Consider the following 18,186-nt stretch of genomic DNA (forward strand, 5'->3'; position numbering starts at 1 on the left):
AAAGCGGTCCGATGGGGTTATTCGCCGGCTTCCCAAATCCACACGTTTAGGGTGATCGGGCCAAGCGGCGATTCGTAGCCGTCACCAAAATCGGGCACCTCAAAATCGACGATGCGCACATCGCGTTCGGTTTCGTTGTTGTCGGTCACGCGCGCGTAGCTCAGTTGGTAGTACTTGGCCGGGAACTGCTTCTTTTTCCGGTTGGGGAAGCGCAGGCGAATCGGGATGGGTTCGTTGGTATCGAGGTTAAACACCACCATCGCGCCGCCGCCGTTTTTGTGTTTAAACCCGTAGCTGGCGAGCAAGCGCCCGTTTTGAAACGCCTTTTTGGGCCAAAATACGCCCTGCCAATCGGGCAAACGCCCGCTGTGTTCGGTAACCATCATGTTGCCGTCCAGGGCGGCGTTGAGCATTTCCAACATATAAAAGTTGGGACGGGCCTGGAGCGGTGGGCCGTAGTTGCGCACCACGCCCCACAACAACACTTCTTTTTCGTCGGGTCGGTCAAAACTGTACTGGCCGAGATTGTAAAAGCACTGATCGCGAATGCCCATTTCCGATAGGAAATGCATCATGTGGAAACCCATGCCGATGGCCGAACCCGCGGAAGGAATAAAACGTTCCAACGCGCTTTGACTGATGTCGCCCTCGGTGGTATGCAAGTTGGTTTCGTAAATAGTGAGCGGAATCTTGTGATCCGACTGGGCCACCATGTCGTAATTTTGCTTCATCCACCCTTCGCTCATTTGCGTGCGGGTTTCCTGAAACAGGTCCCGGTAAAAGTGGGTGGCGGTACCGGGGTCGTCGAGGCTAAAGCGGGTGTACGGCGCCAGGGTAAAGGCGTCGTGGGCACGGCTCGCCGCGTGGATGCGTTGGTTGCGCTCGCCACCGATGGGTTGCCCGCCCAGGATCAGTTGGTATTTTTCTTTGCGGAAGGAGGTGCTGCGCCGCGCGGCGGTAAACAACTCATGACCCCAGCGCCCGTAAACGTCCGGTGCATCAATGGTGGCACCGCGAAAGGTTTCGTTCCAGGCTTCGTTGCCGAGTTCCAAATGAACTTTATTGAATTGACGGGTCCAAGCCTCGCGGTAACCTTGTTGCCGCCGCAAACGGCCGTAATGCGAATCGGTTGGGCCGGAAAGGTAGTCAATCAATCCCTGCATCTCGCGCGCGGAAAAGGTAACGGGCACAATGATCCAAGGCTCTGCGTCAACAAATCGGCACAGTTCCAAAAAGTGGTGGAGTGGATAGGTCACGGGATCGGTGTCACCGGACCAATAACTGTAACCGGTGGTCTTGCGCGCAAAGGGATCGGCCAGCATGTTGTCGAGGCTGTCGCCCCAGTGCCCGACGTGGTAGCGAAGAATGCCGGGACGCAGCCGCTTCAGCGCCGAAACCACCTCGTCGCGAAATACGGTTGGGTTATTGGGAAGCGGGTCGTCCTCAAGAATCGAAACCGGGGGTTTGGTGCGCACAAGCTGCATGTCGTCGAACTGAACATTACCCCGCTCCAGTTCGAACACCAGTTCAATGCTGCCGGGACGCGAATCACGGGCGATTTGGAAATCAAAGGTTTGCTCCGACCAGGAATCGGTCAGGGTAATGGTTTTTTCCAACCACACCTGCTGTGGATCGGTAATGCGGCGGAACACCACCTTGAGCCGTGTTTCCGGGCTGTTCCGTTTGGCCCAAAAACTGAGCCGGTATTCCCCGCTTAAGCGCAAAAAGGGTTCGTGGCCCGCGCGTTTGGTGTCGGCATAGGCACGGAGAATCGCCCTATCGCCCGGCCGCGGCGCGGACAATTTCAACGATTGGGTACCGGGGCTGTCGGGACGGGTATCGGCAATCATGGTTGAAACGGTGGCGGCGCCTTCCGTTTCAATCCACCATTGGCGATGCCCCTCGCCATCGTGCCTTTGCCGCAAGATCAAGGTATCGTTGGGCGAAAGTTCAAGCGGTTGATCCAGCATGAACCGCGCACCCCCATCCTCTTTACCGGGGCTGGAACGCATAATGCGGCCGCTTTTGCCGCGGTGGGCACCGTTGATGATTTCGAAACGTTGCCCTTTCCAGAAGTCCTCGGGCCAACCGGAAGCCGGGCCACGTGTGACAAACTCACCACGCCCGCCGATTTCAACGCTGACCACGGTTTGAAACAGCCACCCCTCGAAACCCGGGTTAAGCGGAATGACGTTGTTGAGGATTTGCTGCGAGCCCCAATAACTCTGGCCGGTCATGTTAATGCCGAACCGTTTCACGTCGCCGCGCCGGACAGTTTGGGTTAGCGCGATTTCAATATGAGAACTGGGTACAAACTCATTTTTCTGTTTGGGTTTCGGCGCCGGTTCACCACAGGCCGCCAAACCCAACACCAATAAAACGCCAACGACCCAACGAACATGAAACCAGGGCAATCACTCACCTCATCCGCGTGCCAACTTCTCTTTGACCACCGCAACGACTTTGCCAATGATGCCGCGCACCCGATCCCGCTCGCCTTCTTGGAAGAAGTACCAACAGACGCCGAGGTTAAGCAGCACGTAGACGACCCCGACCACGATCAGAATGGCAAGCGTGGGCCAGCGATCACCGTGGAACGGGGTAAAGATCGGCAGCGTCGCGAAATACAGCACGGCCCCCACCAAGTAGGGCGCCAAGCCTGGCCACACCACGTGAACCAAATAACGAATCTGTGAAATGCCGAACTTTGCGTTAGCGTAATACATATAGATAAAGGAGGCAATGGTTTGCGCCACGCAAACCAAAATCGCCAGGTTCATGGTGTTTTGACGCTGGAGTTCGTCGTTGCCGGCCGATTCTTGGAAAAGGTACCAGCCCACCGGAATACAGGCGATTAAAACCGCCAAGTGAATCACCGGGAAATAAAACTCGCGCCAGGGTTTACCAATCCCTTTAAACATGGACGTGGCGGGCCCGGACAACGTGTGAAACTGCACGGGCAAGGTAAACATACTCATCATGATCGCGGCCAAGGTGAATTTGGGGTCAGGCCCAACCCAAGCCGAGATAATCGAAAACGAGAAACACGCCAAGAAACCCATGATCACGCCGGTGATCAAGCTGGTGTAACGACCGCTGTTTAGGTAAAGGTCGCTGAGGTCCTCAGCGGTCCCACCCTGCTCCAAGGCGGTCGCCGCCGGGAATAAGGCGTGGTTGACGGAACCCGGAATGGCGGTCGCCATGCGGGGGAACTTTTCGCCGAGATCAAACAGACCGACCATTTCAACGTTCATGACAAAACCGGCCAGCAAGCGGTGCACCGAACCGACAAACATGGCCAACAGGCCGGTCGCCTGAACGACGCCGCCGAATTTAATGAAGTAATCGAAGCAGGTGCGGTCCACCAAAAAAGGCGACACCTTGAAACCTGGCAAGGCGCGGTAGGTGAGAATCACATAGGCGATGGTGGAGAAGACGTAGCGGGCGGCAAAAGCGTAAAGCAAGGCGTAGATCCCATAATCAAACCAAAGCAAACCAAGGATCAGCACCCATTCCAGCATAAACGAGGCAATGTAGACAAAACGTTCAGCCACAATACGTTGCAAACCGGTCAGCACGTACTGAAACGCACCGAAGGTAAGGTCGAGCATAAACACGGCAACAGTGCCGTAGAGCAACACAAAAGCGGTGTCGTGCAAGTCCTCGGAGACTTTGAGTTTGAGAACCAGCCAATCCAAAGAGAAATACAGGCCGATCAACACCACCACCGCGGCACTACAGGTAATGGCCAAACCCGTCGAAACCAGACGGTTAATGCGGTCAATGTTGCCTTGAGCGTAGTAGACACCGACAAATCGGATATAGGCGTTGGAGATGCCAAAGGCACCCATCCCGAAATAACCAATCAAGACAAAGCAGAAACCCCAGATCCCCCACATTTCCAAGGAGACATAAACCAACGCCATCGGCGGGATAAAAAGCCGGCTAAACAGGTACAATCCGTTGGCAAGCAGCGAGGCAAACACGTTCATCGGCAAGGACGGTTGCCGACCGCCCCCCGGTTCCGGTTGTTCGCTGGGATCGGGATGGGGGATGTCGTCGGCGGCGAGGTGTTGCTCTTGCGATTCGCTGCTCATGGCGGACTCACTTGTATTCGATGATGCGACCGCCGCGGTTGCGCATGCGGTTCCAATGGAACTGAATTTGGCCGCAAACCACCGGGAACCAAACCAGGTGTGCGTGCATGCCGTAAATCAAGGCGGTACCAAAGGGCAACTTGCGCCAACGGTTGCGGAACATGTTGCGTGCGACCATCAACCCGTAGCCGGCCAAAATAGGGAAAATCGCCCAAAAATGCAGGAAACCGATCAAGGTCAACCCCGCGCCGGTATAAACAAACGACTGGATCCAGTTGTAGCGACTTTCCCGTCCGAAGGTTTCGCCGTCGGTCAGTTGGGCCACCTCGGCACAGGCGTGCCCGGAACGGAAGTTACGGCGCCAGTAACCGGAGAATTGGCGGATGTTGAGGTCGTGACCGGTCATGGGCTCGGCAATGGTGAAAATGCGCCACTTGTTTTTGCGGATGCGGTGGCAGAGTTCGGGTTCCTCACCGGCAATGAGGTCCTCTTTGTAGCCGCCGGCCTCAATCAGCGCGTCGCGCCGCATCACGGTATCACCGCCACAGTATTGCGATTCCCCCTCGTGATGCAACCATTCCAAATCTAAAATCTTGTTGTAAACGGAATTTTCGGGATGGATTTCTTTGCGGAAACCACTCACCGCGGCCACATCCTCGTGTTCGGCAAGGAACGTGGTTGCCTTGGTGAGGAAGCCGGGATCCACAATGGTATCGCCGTCGAGAAAAAAGAGGAGCGGCGCCTTGGCCTCGTGACAACCCTTATTGCGACCTTTGGCGGCAGTCGGTTTATCGGTATCCAACTCAAACACACGCGCGCCGAGTTTTTCGGCATTCTCCTGACTCCCGTCGGTGGAGCCGCTGTCGACGTAAATAATCTCGTATTTTTCGGGGTCAAAATCCATTTCTTTCACGGAGGTAATGCAACGGGTTAACCGCTCACCTTCGTTTCGACCAATAATGACTACTGAAACAAGCACAACACGTCACCTCATTACGGACGGTTAAGGACTTTAGCGGGCCTAAACCATAGGCCGGGCAGGGACTCAGTTCTTTGATTTTGGGCCGCCCTGAGCTTCCTCTCGGAAATTCACGGGCCCCTTTTGCTTCTTGGAGAACAGCTTTTTAATATCGCCGCCGATATTAACGGCGTCAATCAAGGCGTCGACGATTTCCTTCACCAAGTGGAACTTAACGCTACCACCCTCGTACTCGACGATGGCGCGTGAGATATAACCGCCGGGGAACAGCGGGAGATTGTTGGCAATAACGGCACATTTTTGCACACCCAAGCCGCGAAGGATACTCATTCCCTTCTTTAACTCGCCGGGATTGTTGTTGGGTGAAATCACCAGCACGACCACATCGGACATTTTGCAGAGCAACTCAGCCTCGGAATCTTTGAGCAGCGGGGGTGCATCGATCAGTACCAAGCTGTTGCGCTGCTTCAGCTCGTCTAGCAGCTTGCCCAGCATAATTTCATTACTGACGGCTTCTTTGAGGTGCGGGGTTTCGAAATGAAAAAACTCGCAACCCTCGGGTGAAACACGCAGCGACAAGGGATAAAAGGAACGCAATTCCTGGCTAATGTCGGCATCGGCCTCGCGCAGGTTCCAGCCCTCGGTGCGTTGGATCAATTCCTCGCCACTGGAAGAGACCTCGACCATCGAACCGCGTCGGCCCATGTGCTCGAGGTGGGTCATGCAGTTGAGCACGAGGGAGGTCACGCCGCAGCCATGGCTTAAAGAAATCACGGTGATGATTTCGCGTTTATCCGCGTCGCTTTTGGGGGTGAAAATTTTGGGGAAGAAGCGGCGGAACTCATCGGCATGATATCGGTGGGGCGCGTTGCGCAGCAATTGACCCATATCGTCGATCTTGTCGACATGGGCCAAAACACCGGTGACGCCCGATCCAATGATTTGCCCGATATGGCGTGGATCGATAATGTTGGGCTTGAGGAAGTCCAGTGCAAATGCCAACATCAAACCGCCACAAAAACTCAACCCGGCCACGGCAATGAGGAGAATGATCCGTTTGTCGCCCTGGGGACCGCCCGGCGGTCCGGCCCGCGAGTTAAGCCGAACCCGACTGGGGGCATTGGATTCCAACGACAGGTCGTCAATACGCGACTCAACCACCTGAATCCGCTCTTCTAAGTTCGCCAGTTCAACTTTGGTTTTGGCGGCGCGCAGGAAATCCGTGGTCGTGTCGATTAAGAGTTGTTTCTCTGAAGCGATGCGGCCCTCTATCTCCCGTTCCGAGTTTCGGCTCGACATCAGCGCGGCCTCGGCTTGGGCCAGTTCCACCTGCTGGTCGATGGTCATGCGCCCGCCGTAAATCGCAATGGCTTCCTCACGCGAGGCGGCCTCGGCCTCGGCCAGCCGTTCGCGGGCCAGCTTAAGTCGTTCGACAATGCGGCGATACTCGGGATGGTCCTCGGTAAAGGTGGTCGTACCGGAGCGAACCTGTTCTTCCAACTCGCGAACGTTTTCGCGGAAACCGCTCAAGGTGGTATCGGAACGCACGTGTTGGGTCACCAGCGGTTCAATGCCCAGTTCTCGCTCTTTAGCAGAGGCAAAGGTAATCGCCTCGTATTCGTTTTCGGCATCAAGCCGGGTGATGTAAGCACCGTTCAGCGCTTCACGCAAAAAGGCGATATTGATATCGTGGGGGTTGGCTTCCTCGGCAAAGTTGTAGGTCCCCAGGTTGCGGGTATAACGCGCCAGCAATTCATAGGTTTCCTGGAGTTCCCGTTTGCGCAGGTCCAATTCTTTGCGCAGGAAGTCAATCCGGTTGAGGTTCTGGCCGATCTCGCGCTCGCGGTTAAGCTCCAAATAGGCCTCGACCAGCGCGTTGGCAATATCTTCCAATCCATCGGGAACCTTGGATTCGACCTGAATGGTCACGAGGTGGGAATCCCGCACCGGGGAGACCGCCAGCATTCCGCGTACCAAGGCGATCGATTTCTTAAGATCGCCGCCGGCGGGCGCGAGTTGCGCGTTGGGTTTCTCAACTTTTTCAACCGCCAAAGCCAGGGTTTCGTTGTTGAGGATGTAACTGAGTTGGGTGTTCACGTAATCGGTGTAGGCCACACGCGAGGCAAAACGCTGCTCTTCTTGGAACACCAGAATCCGCGACTGACTCTCGCCAATTTCGATCACGGCCTCGGACATGTAATTGGGTTTGACTTTCAGCATGACACCCATGCCCAGCACCAAGGTGCCGGCCACCCCGCAAAGAAAGATCAAGCGCAGGTGACCCAACAGCGTGGCAATGGGGTGAATCGGTTTGAGCTGAAACCCCTGCTCATCGGCCATAATGCGCTCCCAAGGGAAAATCCCGACGCGGCAAACGGTGGTTCATTATTGCGTCCCGCCGCCGGCGTCACCGTCGGCCGGTGTGGTTGTGGTCGCGGTGTCGTCGCTGCTCAGCGCCTCGTTAATCACGAGTAAACTGGTGAAGGGCGTAATGCTGCGCATCAGGTACTCAAACCGCGCGATGTTTTTGGTGCGAACGTAGATGATGTCCCCGTCTTCGAGTACAAAATTTTTATCAATGTCGCCGCGGTAGAACCGTTTCAGGTTCACCTTGGCCACCATCGGCCCGTCCTCATGTTGGCGAATGACGGCAATGTTGCGTTGCTTGCCGTCTCGTGACAAACCGCCCGCGCGCATCAGTGCGTCCAGCAAGGACATGTTGCTGGTTAAGCGGTAGGCACCCGGACTGTTCACCTGACCCATGACATAGACGTAGGGTTCGTGCGCATCGGGAATAAAAACAACGTCGTTGTTGGCCAAGGTCAGGTTGAGCGAAAGGTTACCGCCCAGGAGCAATTCGTTTAAATCGAGCCAAATAATTTTGTCTTTGCCGCGCATCACGGCACAGCGCTGCAAGCTGTTAATGCGTTCATTGGAGGGCATGGCCCCGGCCACGGCCAAGGCTTCCAACAAGGTCGGTCTGGCCGTAAAGGAAACAATCCCGGGGCTGTTCACCTGCCCCAACACAAACACGCGGTTGTTGTTGTAGGCCGCAACCCGTACATGCAGCAGCGGATCCGCGTAATTTTTACTCAGCGCCTCGCGTAAATCGGCCTGAACCCGCGCGCGCGATTTGCCACTCACCTGCACATCACCCAATAAGGGGATGCTGATGTTCCCAAAGGGATCAACCACCTGAAGCCCGGATAAACGTTCGTCGCCCCACATTTCAATGGACAATTCGTCACCGGGACCGATGAGGTAGTCGCTGGGGAGATCCTGTTCGAATGCTTCGATAAGGGAAGCCTCGGAATAGGTCACCTTGCCGGGTTTTTCCGCTTTCACAAAAACACCATTACCCGGTTTTTTGTCCTTAGCCCATAACGGACACCCGAGGAAAAACAGCAGGAACAGACACGCTGATTTGGTCAAAAGATGCATCGACAAGCCCTCTTCGGCCCACACAAAAGCGCCTGGTTAGGCTATGGCAAGCGCACTATCCATGGAATCGTGAATATCGCAAATGCGGTCGAAACGGGTGATTTGCAGTAGCAGACGAACTTCTTGGCCGACATACACGAGGCGCAGTTTCTTGTCGGCTTTGGTGCTCATTTTGAGGGCCGAAACAATGATGGAAAGCCCGAGAGAGTCCATGAAATCGCACTTTTCGAAGTTAAATACGATTAACGACGCGTCGGAATCAAAGGCCTCATTCACTTTCTTTCGCATGCTGGACAGTGCGGCACCGTCCATGCGTTTCGGCATCTCGATGATCAGTGGTTCGGTCGCCATGGTAACAATCCTTTTAAAAAAGCAAAAATTCCCAATTGATGAAGGGGTGGGATAGGACGAGATGGAACATCGCTTGGAATGACTAATACTAGATCACAAGTGCGGGAATATCAACAACAGGGTCGCGCCAAAAAACGCGCCCCGTACCCCAAGGGCCGACGCTCACAGGAATCGGTGTTTGCCGGGAATCCACGCCTTAAAGAAGAGACTGCAATCCTGCTTAAAATTGCGCGTTGCATTGTAAAAAATCGCGGTTGCCAGAGTCTCGTCGCGACCTAAATGTTCGCTGCCGAGTTGCTGGACCAGGCCGGTACAACCGATTTTCCCCGCCAAGAGGTCGTCGCGCCATTCCTCGTCGAGGTTCTTCAGGTCTTCGCGCCGCAACGGCGGATTGCCGACAAAAGCCAAGTGGCCGTTGGCGATATCAAACAGCGACGGAAGAATATCCAGCAGGAAAAACCCAAACCCGAAGCGCCGCCAACTGCGCCATTGAAAATCGTATTCGCCGCGCAGGTTCTGTTTTACCGGGTGGCACAGGATCTCTTCGCTCACCAGGAAGGTACCGCGCACCAACTTGTGAATCAGCGCCAGCAGCATGGTGGGGAAAAAGGCCAAAATCGCCAAAAAGAAGGCCACCACCCGCTCTGCCCCAAGACCCCAGGGCGTGGGTTTGGTGATATCGGTGAGAATGGCCGGATCGTCGATAACGAGCGAACTTTTATCCTGCAGATCCAGCACGAAGGTGCGGCAAACGTATTTGTTTTCAAAGCTGGTGTTGGGACCGATGTAGGTTCCCGGCGCCACCACCGCGTTGGCGATGTGGGCGCCGGCTTCGATATAGGCTTGGTCGCCGATAAAAGCACCAGGCCCAATCTCAGCGCCGGCTTTGATAAAGGCGCCGTCGCCAACCAGGGTTGGTGCGATCAAGGTGGCCTTGGGTGAGATGTGGCAGCGGCGGCCGACGCGCACGCCGTCCTCGAGTTCCGCCCCTTTGAACTGGAACAAATCCGGCCGATCTTTGATTCGCTCGTTCATGGCGAGGTAATCCTCGGTCGAGGCAATCCGTTGGTAGAACGCCTCGACGGTGACACGCTCGATGTCGGGGATAAAGGTGAGCGCATCGGTGCAAAGATCCTGAAAATAGACGGCCTCGGATTGACCGAGCAGCGCGTCGACGCCTTGCGGCGTCAGGTAAAGGCAGGGAATTTGGGTACCGACGTCGGAACCGTCGGCCGCCGGCAGGAAAAAGGCGGTCGAATATTCGAGATCCTGGGGCATCTCGAAACGCACAAAGGTCGCCCCGTCTACCAACAGCACGCCGCCCTCCACGCCGGAGAGGTTTTTGCGAATGGAACTCTCTAGATCGAGGAATTCCGGGTCGAGCGAAACCTGCACCTCGGTGCCCCAACGCGCCCCGCTACCCACCAATTTCTCGGTTTCCCGCGGGCGGTCGCCCAAACTTAAACGAATCTTTTTAAAACCGTTGTCGCTCAGCCATTCAAGCTGGTGCTCGACCAAATAACGGTTGCCGACGCAGAGCAGCGGCAAGGGTAATTTTTTGGTCAAATTGGCGGCGGTTTTTTCAGCGCGATCATGAATTAACAGGCAGGTAAGGCCTCGGTCAACGATATCAAGAGGCATGGTCAGGATGCTCCTTTCCCGAGAAGAACCGCTGGAATGGTTTTAAGCAATAACTTGATGTCGTTCCACAGCGACTCGTTTTGGATATACTCCACATCTAACTTAACTTGGTCGTCAAAAGGGATATCACTGCGCCCACTCACCTGCCAAATGCAGGTAATGCCCTGCTCGGCGTCGAGGCGGCGGCGTTCTTCCGAGGTGTAGTGGGCCACCTCGTTGGGCAGTGGCGGACGGGGGCCGACCAGACTCATGTCGCCCCGCAGGACATTCCACAACTGAGGCAATTCGTCGATGCTGAGCTTGCGGATAATGCGGCCGATCGGCGTAATGCGCGGATCGTTCTTCATTTTGAAAATAACGCCGCCTTCCATCTCGTTTTGTTCCATCAACTCTTTTTTCATCTTATCGGCGTTGGGAACCATTGAGCGGAATTTCCAAAACCGAAACTCGCGGCCGTAACGGCCGATACGGGTTTGGGAATAAAAAGCGGGCCCACCGTCGCGTTTAATGAACACAATCAGGAACAGGAACAATGGCGAAAGGGCCAGCAGGAGCGCGCCGGATGCAAAAATATCAAACAGGCGTTTGGCCCAATAGAACCAGCCGGTTCGGATCTTTTGTACGTATTTGCGCCAAACCACGCGCAGCACCATCATGCCGGAGGTTCGGCCACCGTACGTCTTGTTGAGCGTCCGCAGCAAGCGTTCGTGTTCTTCGATATCGGCTTCGGCACGTTTCATGGCTCAGCTCCTATGCCTTTCAACCCACACTGAGCGACCCTTGGTCGCACAGGACCCATCCTAGTTGTTTTTCCCAGAGTTGAAAAGCGCCCATCACGGTGAAAATCCGTGAACCCGCGCTTATCACCCGCTTCGACAAAGGCCGCCACAACAAGGGCGCGCCCGCATTAAAAAAGACACCGAGGAAATTAGGCATCATGATTTACCCGCCCGGGGCGCGCCTTTTTTGCCAAAACGCACCACGTTAATCAGAAAAATCACGTTCCCAATCACGTATCGCTTCCACAATCGTCGCGGCTCTTGAATCAGACGGTACAACCACTCCATCCCCAACTCACGCATCCAAATCGGCGCACGGGGAATGCGGCCCGACATAAAGTCGAACAAGCCGCCGACACCCATGGCCATGTTCACCTCAAGCCGCGACCAGTTGGTATCGATCCAGGTCTCTTGGCGCGGTACGCCCATGGCGACAAACAACATGTGTGCACCGGAATCGTTGATTTCTCGGATGACCTGATCCAACTCTTCCGGTTTGATAAAGCCATGGCGGTACCCGCAAATGCGCAAGTTCGGCCACTTCTCCAAAAGGTTTTCGACCATGGCGTCAACCACGCCGGGTGCGGCGCCCAACAGGTAAATACCCAGGTCGTCACCATTAATCCGCGCGCACAGCGCGGGAAACAAATCCGTGCCGTTCAAGTTATCTTTCATCTGCAATCGCAGCATTTTACAGGCAATTTGTAGGCCGATGCCGTCGGGGTATATGTGGTCGCTCGCTTCTAAAATGCGCCGATAATCCGGGTTGCGCAGCGAGATGTTAATACAGTCGGGATTGACGAAAGCAAGGCGCTCTTTGCGACCCGCGCGGCAGGTCGCCAAAATTTCATCAAGGGCCTCGTCCAAGGTCAGGTTGGTCATGGTTAAACCAAACATGGCAAGCGTGGGACCCGCGTCGGCCTTAGCCTCGGGATCGGTGCCCATCAGCGCGGCCGGCACCGCCCGCGCCGCTTTGCCGAGGTCGGTTTTCCAGTGAGCCTCCTCCACATCGGCCACGGCGGTTTCCGCCTCGGTCGAAAAAGCAATGTTGGTTCGCGACTTAATAAAAAAGGAATGAATTAATCCTGGACGCGCGTCGAGCCGACGCAAAAACCGCGTGGGCAGCCGCGCCGCGGCCTCGCGCGTCAGGGGCGCGGGCCCTACCAAGCTGAGATCACCACGCCAAACGGCCCAGATAAAGGGTGATTTAGCAATCAAGGGATGATTGAGCAGGCTCGCCAAAAAGCCGTCTGGCAAGGGGGCGGCCTCGGCCAAATGGATGGGGCGCGCCTGACGCCCGAGGTATTCATGCCGCACCAACCAGGTCCGCCCCTTGATTTTTGCCAATACAAAGTGCCCGAGCCACAAGGGCCACAGCGTCAACATCAACAGCATGCTGACCCCGAGATCCATCAGTCGCGACAAAAACCCGGTGAAAAGAAGCCGCCCGCGGGACAGCGAAACCTTTAATCGTACAAATAAGTTACCCATGATCTCACTTTGGCTGGACGAAAATTCCATGATTCACGATCCGAGGAAAATCGAGGCGGGCGATGAAGGCTTGGGGCAGCCCTCATTTAACAATAGTCGCCAAAGTGAAGTCAAGCCGGGGCGGCGGCGACGGCGCACTTCGATTCCGGCCTGAATCAGTTGTCAATCGGGGTCGCACGGACCCCAAATTGCAAGAACAACGTATCACGCAACCAACCCAAACTCAAAAGGTTAACCATGCGTTCGAAACGACTGTCGGATTGGTTAATGCCTTCAATTTTTTCGACAAGGTAACCCTGCTCTTCGAAAAGTTCACGGGTCGTGATTTCGGTAAAAAACCGCAGGTGGGTGCGGTCGAGGATACCGGCGTCCTCATAACGCCAGGTTTTGTGGAACACCAGTTTCCAGAGGGTGTGGAAATGCCGCACATTGGGAATGGAGGCCGCCACCGAACCACCGGGGCGCAGGAACTGTTTGATATCGCGCAATACCCGATAAGGATCGACGAGATGCTCCAACACATCGTTAAAAACGATACAGTCAAATTGTCGTTGGGGAATTTCAAAAATGGTTTCAGGTGCCCCACCCAGAAACACCCGATCCAGCCGGGTTTCCGCGATTTTGGCAGCCAACGGATTGAGTTCGATGCCCCAATACTCGCAATCGTAATGCTGTTTGACCAGGTTGCCAAAGGTGCCCCCGCCGCAACCGACTTCTAGGAAGCTGGTGGCTTTTTCCGGTAAAAACGCGAGCATCTCGCTCCTAGCGTGTTCGAAATAGTCTTCAGGTAAGTCAGCAGCGGTCTGCTGATCTAAAATTTCTTGGCTCATGTGTGTGCCCCCGACAGGTATCAAAACCGAAGATGATCGATGGAAGGTAACAATCCAAGACAAAGCGTGTGCCCACACGGAAGAAAAGCGGAAGGCAATGGCGCTCAGGTCTGGATTCCAGCGTTGAAAATGGCGATAAAGGGATTCCAATGGGCAAGGATGGCTTCAGCCTAGCGCAAATCATGATAAGGTGTCGCCTCCTTTTTAGGGAGAAGGCCGGGATCGCACCTTTTTTTGGTTTTTCGCGACCCGAACCGATAAAGCTGAGAAGGAAAACAGGCGCCCAAGGCGTGTCGGTCGCCGCCGGCCCGGAAGCCGGCGATGACGCACCCATGTTCAAACCGCCTCATGCAATCCGTGCTTGCGTTTCACGCATTTCTCGTGGTTCCCGCGAGGAATGAGGTTAAGGTTTAACGTGTTGACAAAAAAGGTTTTCCCAGACTCGGAGGATTGTGGCGAACGTGCTATGCTAGCTGAGCAGCGCGCGTCGCACCGGCGGCAGCGACGATTTTGGCTAAAGAGTTAAAGAGAAACGGTTTAAGCATGCCGAACATCCATCACTGGTTGCGAGCACCATCGCCGGCAAGCGTCTCTGACGGATTCTTTGGTCAACATATCGTGAATGCGTTTCCCGGCGTGGCTGGGTGCGTTGCTTCGATCCACGCATTGTGAGAACCTTGTCTTGCTGATTGTTCATTTAATTACCCGGCGCGCCTGTCCGTCCGGAATACCTTGTTCCATCCTGGAGTTTCACCCGTGAACATGTTGCTTTACCTGGTGTACGGCGGCACCGAGACCTATTGGCGCGAACTCAAATTCAGCGTTTTATCCGCGGTTTCTTTCTTGGATAAAGAACCTCAGTCGGACGTCAAAATAGTGATCGCAACCGATCAACCGGACCAAGTCGCGGGCTGGCCGGTCGAGGTCTATCCCTTTGATCAAACCAAACTCACGGAATGGGCCGGCCCCGACAATTACCTCCACCGCTCCAAAAACCGGCTGATGGCCGAGATAATGGAACACTACCAAATTCCCTGCGCGTTCATCGATACCGACACCTACTTCGTCGCATCACCCGCGCTTCTGTTTACCCGAGTCGCGCCGGGCATGTCGGTCATGCACCTTCCCGAGGGCTTGTTGGTGGAAAAACACATTCCCCTCGCGGATTACGCGGTCGGCCGAGAATTGGTCGACCCCAACGGCGATACGTACGTGATTCAACCAGACTCTATTATGGTGAATTCGGGGGTGGTCGGCATCCACCCGGATGACCGCATGTTGATTGACCGCGCCCTGTGGCTTGTCGACGAACTTTATGGACCCACGCAGATTTTTAACGTGGAACAGTACGCCATGGGCGAGGTGCTGCGAACTTGTACGGAATTGAATATGTCCGGCGATATCATTCATCATTACTGGGGCTTCTCGCGACCCTTTTTCCATCGCGAGTTGATCCGGTTCTTTGAGGAATCCAAATCCTTGTCCTTCGCGGAGCAAGCCGAACGCTGCGGTGAGGTGCGCGCCGAGGTCCCGCGCAACCCATTCGGGCAGCGGTTACGTGCGCGGGTTTCCCGCCTGTTCGGTTCCTGGAGCGAGGTCTATGCGGCTGCTTACCTCGCGGTCAAATCCAGCGAAAAGTGTGTGTTAGAGGCTGACGATCCCAATTGCGAGCTGGCCAAAATCTGGCGGGAACAAGCGCTGGCCTTGCTCATTGAAGAACGTGAAAAAGGCAACATCGCCTTCGCGGAAGGTCGCCGCCGCGCCGGACAATTCGCCGGCCTGCTCAAGCACATGCTCCAGTCCAAAGTGTGGTTACCCGTCCGCGACCCCGCGCTGCTGGACCGATTCGAGGAAGATGAACGTTTGTCCTGGGATAAATTCTGGGCCGAAACCAAAGGCTTGCTCGGCCGCCTACAAAACACCCGCGGCTAAGTACACCGCTTTGTTTCCCAACGAAAAAATTTTCTCATTGACACCCCTCCGTTTAGAGCCCATGTTGAAGGTAACGGGGCACCTTCTCTTGTTTCAGGTCTTTTTCAGCAGGTTTCCCGCGCAAATCACGACAAAACTTCAGGGAGCGCCCCATGCTGATCGAATTCAAAGTGCGCAACCATGGCTGCATATTAGAACCCCAGCACCTCAGCATGGTTGCCAAAAACTTTCGTGGTTCTAGCGAGAAAGAACCCTATGTCCATAGCGTCAACGGCCTAAACGTATTGACCAACGCCCTCATTTACGGCGCCAATGGTTCAGGTAAAAGCACCCTGATTGAAGCATTGGCTTTCGCCCAAGATTTTGTCGCTTTTTCCGCCAAGGCACAAAGCAACGACCCCGACCGGCCCCATTTCCAGCCCTTCCACTTCCAAGAGTCACCGGAAAAGACCGACAGCGAGTTTGAGTTCACCTTCATTCAAGACGGCGTCCGTTACCAATACGGATTCGAAGGGAACCAAGAACGCATTCTCAGTGAATGGCTTTTCGCCTACCCGGAAAACCGCGCACAACGCTGGTTTGAGCGTTTCTGCGACGACGATACGGGAAAAACGCACTGGCACTTTGGGAGCAGGTTCAAAGGCCAAAAAGCCACAATTCGTGACCTTACCCGACCCGACGCCTTATTCCTGTCAACGGCCGTGATGCTCAACCACGAACAACTCATGCCCGTCTACAATTGGATCACAGACAAACTGATCGTGTTGCGTTCAAGTAAAATTCCACCCATCTATACTTTCGGGGTCTGGCAAGACAAGACAACGCGTGCCTGGATTGAGCAGTTTCTCGAACAAACCGACACCGGCATCAAGGGACTGAGAATTCACGAAACGCCCGTAGACAGCCTCCCCGAAATGGTTCAACCGTTTCAAGCCAAACTAGAAGAAACCCCGCCGGGAGGACGATCCGGTCACATTACCCAAATTGAAATGAGCACCCTGCACCAAGTAAACGGAACCCTGCACGAAACCCCACTACATTGGGAATCGACCGGTAACCAAAAGTTGGTAGCTTTGGCCGCACACCTGATGGAAATTCTCAAAAACGGCGAGGTACTTTTCGTCGACGAACTCCACAACAGTTGGCATTCCCTGCTTTCAGCCCATATCATCCAATACTTTTCACGAAAACATAACCCGTCCGGCGCCCAGCTCATTTCCACCACCCACGACACCAGCCTGCTTTCCTTAAAAGAACTGGGGCGCGACCAGATTTGGTTCATCGAAAGGAACCAAAAAACCCTGGCAAGCCAACTATATGCGCTGCTAGAATTCAAGCCACGCAAAGAAGAATCTTTAGAGCGGGGTTATTTACGCGGCCGTTACGGCGCCATCCCCGATCTCTAGTGTCTGAAATCTAGCCTGGGTAGATTGGTGGCCACGCTGTGCCCAATGGTGCCTCCTCGGCCGGGTATAACGGCGTAGTAGCGAGTGGATGCCTTGGCGAACAAACAATATTTCAAAAAACGCAGACAACAGAAAGCGGAAGAACTGGCGAGGAAAAAGGCCACGAGGAACAGTCAGGCCGTGTTCCTGATCGTTACAGAAGGCGAAGAAACCGAGCCCAGGTATTTCAAAGCCCTCCGTAAGGATCTGGCATTAGCCGTCGGCCAGGTTGATATTTTTGGTTTTGGCTACACACCCAAACGACTGGTGGAGCAGGCAATCAAGAAGGCACAAAAAGATCACTACGACCAAATCTTTTGTGTGTTTGACCGCGATGCTCATCCTCATTTCGAAGCGGCATTTCGTCTTGCCAAACGGAGCCGAAAACCGGTTCACGTGATCGCCAGTACACCCTGTTTTGAGATTTGGTATTTACTGCACTTTACCTACACAACCAAGTCCTACCACCCCAAAGAAAAGCATTCTCCCTGTGATTGCCTGATCTGCGACCTCAAAACCTACTTACCGAACTATGCGAAAAGCGAAGAACACCTCTACCAAAAACTCAAAAACCACCGGGAAACCGCAAAAAAACACGCGGCTCAGCTTAAAACCTAAGAAGCGCCCAGATTAATGCCGGTAATTCAGAAGGAACCCGCACTGATGTTCACCTGTTGGTCGCGGCGCTTGAAGAATTGGCCGAACAAAAGGGTTAATCTAAGAAGCGCGATAATTCCCGGTGATTTTAGCTAAATATCTGGACTGTAACGACCTTTAACAATGCCCACCCCACCTAGCGGGTGCGGTCGGGCGCACTCCTGGCTCCTTATTTTTCAAATCATTTAGTTCAAGACCTTTAGCCTAAATCCGTTACGCTTATCGCGCCTCTAAGGTAATACCTAAGAAGCGCGATAACTCGCGGCGGTTTTGGCTAAACCTCTTATGTGTAGCGGGGCACCTCGCATCTCGGAAACCAAAAATAGCGTGATGTGATGTCCCAGCCGCTCGATTTTGAAGCTAATGTGTTTAATGCTCAGAAGCTTAGCGGAAACCCCCGGCAGCTTGGCCGAGCCGCCGGGGTGGTAGGTTCGGAGCCGCTCAAACCTCCGAGACGTCTTTGACAGTCCGTAGCCCAGATTTAGCCCGCTCCTACCCCGCACCCTCCAAAGACCGAACACTATCTTGGTCTCAGTTTTGAAG

13 protein-coding genes are annotated in these 18,186 nt (G+C 54.7%); 3 read left to right on the forward strand and 10 right to left on the reverse strand.

Annotated elements, in window-relative coordinates; genetic code table 11:
* Positions 1-17: 17 nt before the first annotated feature.
* The 10 genes from J3U88_RS23555 to J3U88_RS23600 all read right to left on the reverse strand — a co-directional run bounded on the left by J3U88_RS23555 (position 18) and on the right by J3U88_RS23600 (position 13,609).
* Positions 18-2,414, reverse strand: a complete 2,397-nt coding sequence (locus tag J3U88_RS23555; RefSeq protein ID WP_207861449.1) for a hypothetical protein — start codon at positions 2,412-2,414, stop codon at positions 18-20.
* 9 nt (positions 2,415-2,423) lie between these two features.
* Positions 2,424-4,097 carry a lipopolysaccharide biosynthesis protein gene (locus J3U88_RS23560; protein WP_207861450.1) on the reverse strand — a complete coding sequence of 558 codons (1,674 nt, stop codon included), beginning with the start codon at positions 4,095-4,097 and terminating at the stop codon, positions 2,424-2,426.
* A gap of 7 nt (positions 4,098-4,104) precedes the next feature.
* Positions 4,105-5,076, reverse strand: coding sequence for a glycosyltransferase (locus J3U88_RS23565; RefSeq protein ID WP_207861451.1), 972 nt, complete (start codon positions 5,074-5,076; stop codon positions 4,105-4,107).
* 66 nt (positions 5,077-5,142) lie between these two features.
* Entirely contained in the window at positions 5,143-7,416 is a 2,274-nt protein-coding gene (locus tag J3U88_RS23570) for an exopolysaccharide transport family protein (protein ID WP_207861452.1), read from the reverse strand.
* 45 nt (positions 7,417-7,461) lie between these two features.
* Positions 7,462-8,421 (reverse strand): SLBB domain-containing protein, encoded by a 960-nt coding sequence (locus J3U88_RS23575; RefSeq protein WP_207861453.1) that lies wholly within the window; start codon positions 8,419-8,421, stop codon positions 7,462-7,464.
* A 132-nt stretch (positions 8,422-8,553) separates the two neighbouring features.
* Positions 8,554-8,868, reverse strand: coding sequence for an STAS domain-containing protein (locus tag J3U88_RS23580; protein WP_207861454.1), 315 nt, complete (start codon positions 8,866-8,868; stop codon positions 8,554-8,556).
* Between the two features lie 162 nt (positions 8,869-9,030).
* Positions 9,031-10,509, reverse strand: coding sequence for a glycosyltransferase family protein (locus tag J3U88_RS23585; RefSeq protein WP_207861455.1), 1,479 nt, complete (start codon positions 10,507-10,509; stop codon positions 9,031-9,033).
* A gap of 2 nt (positions 10,510-10,511) precedes the next feature.
* Positions 10,512-11,165, reverse strand: a complete 654-nt coding sequence (locus tag J3U88_RS23590) for a sugar transferase (protein WP_423842079.1) — start codon at positions 11,163-11,165, stop codon at positions 10,512-10,514.
* A 279-nt stretch (positions 11,166-11,444) separates the two neighbouring features.
* Positions 11,445-12,809 carry a WecB/TagA/CpsF family glycosyltransferase gene (locus tag J3U88_RS23595; RefSeq protein ID WP_207861457.1) on the reverse strand — a complete coding sequence of 455 codons (1,365 nt, stop codon included), beginning with the start codon at positions 12,807-12,809 and terminating at the stop codon, positions 11,445-11,447.
* 125 nt (positions 12,810-12,934) lie between these two features.
* A complete protein-coding gene (locus J3U88_RS23600) occupies positions 12,935-13,609 on the reverse strand; it encodes a class I SAM-dependent methyltransferase (RefSeq protein WP_207861458.1) in 675 nt (224 codons plus the stop codon).
* Positions 13,610-14,365: 756 nt separating this feature from the next.
* Between J3U88_RS23600 and J3U88_RS23605 the strand changes: the two genes are divergently transcribed.
* From J3U88_RS23605 to J3U88_RS23615, 3 genes are all read left to right on the forward strand, one after another.
* On the forward strand, positions 14,366-15,541 hold the full coding sequence (locus J3U88_RS23605) for a hypothetical protein (RefSeq protein WP_207861459.1): 1,176 nt from the start codon (positions 14,366-14,368) through the stop codon (positions 15,539-15,541).
* A gap of 152 nt (positions 15,542-15,693) precedes the next feature.
* Positions 15,694-16,947, forward strand: coding sequence for an AAA family ATPase (locus J3U88_RS23610; protein WP_207861460.1), 1,254 nt, complete (start codon positions 15,694-15,696; stop codon positions 16,945-16,947).
* Between the two features lie 93 nt (positions 16,948-17,040).
* Complete coding sequence (locus tag J3U88_RS23615) at positions 17,041-17,604, forward strand: RloB family protein (protein ID WP_207861461.1); 564 nt, start codon at positions 17,041-17,043, stop codon at positions 17,602-17,604.
* Positions 17,605-18,186: the final 582 nt, after the last annotated feature.

It is taken from the genome of Acanthopleuribacter pedis (assembly GCF_017377855.1).
Classification (GTDB): Bacteria; Acidobacteriota; Holophagae; order Acanthopleuribacterales; family Acanthopleuribacteraceae; genus Acanthopleuribacter; species Acanthopleuribacter pedis.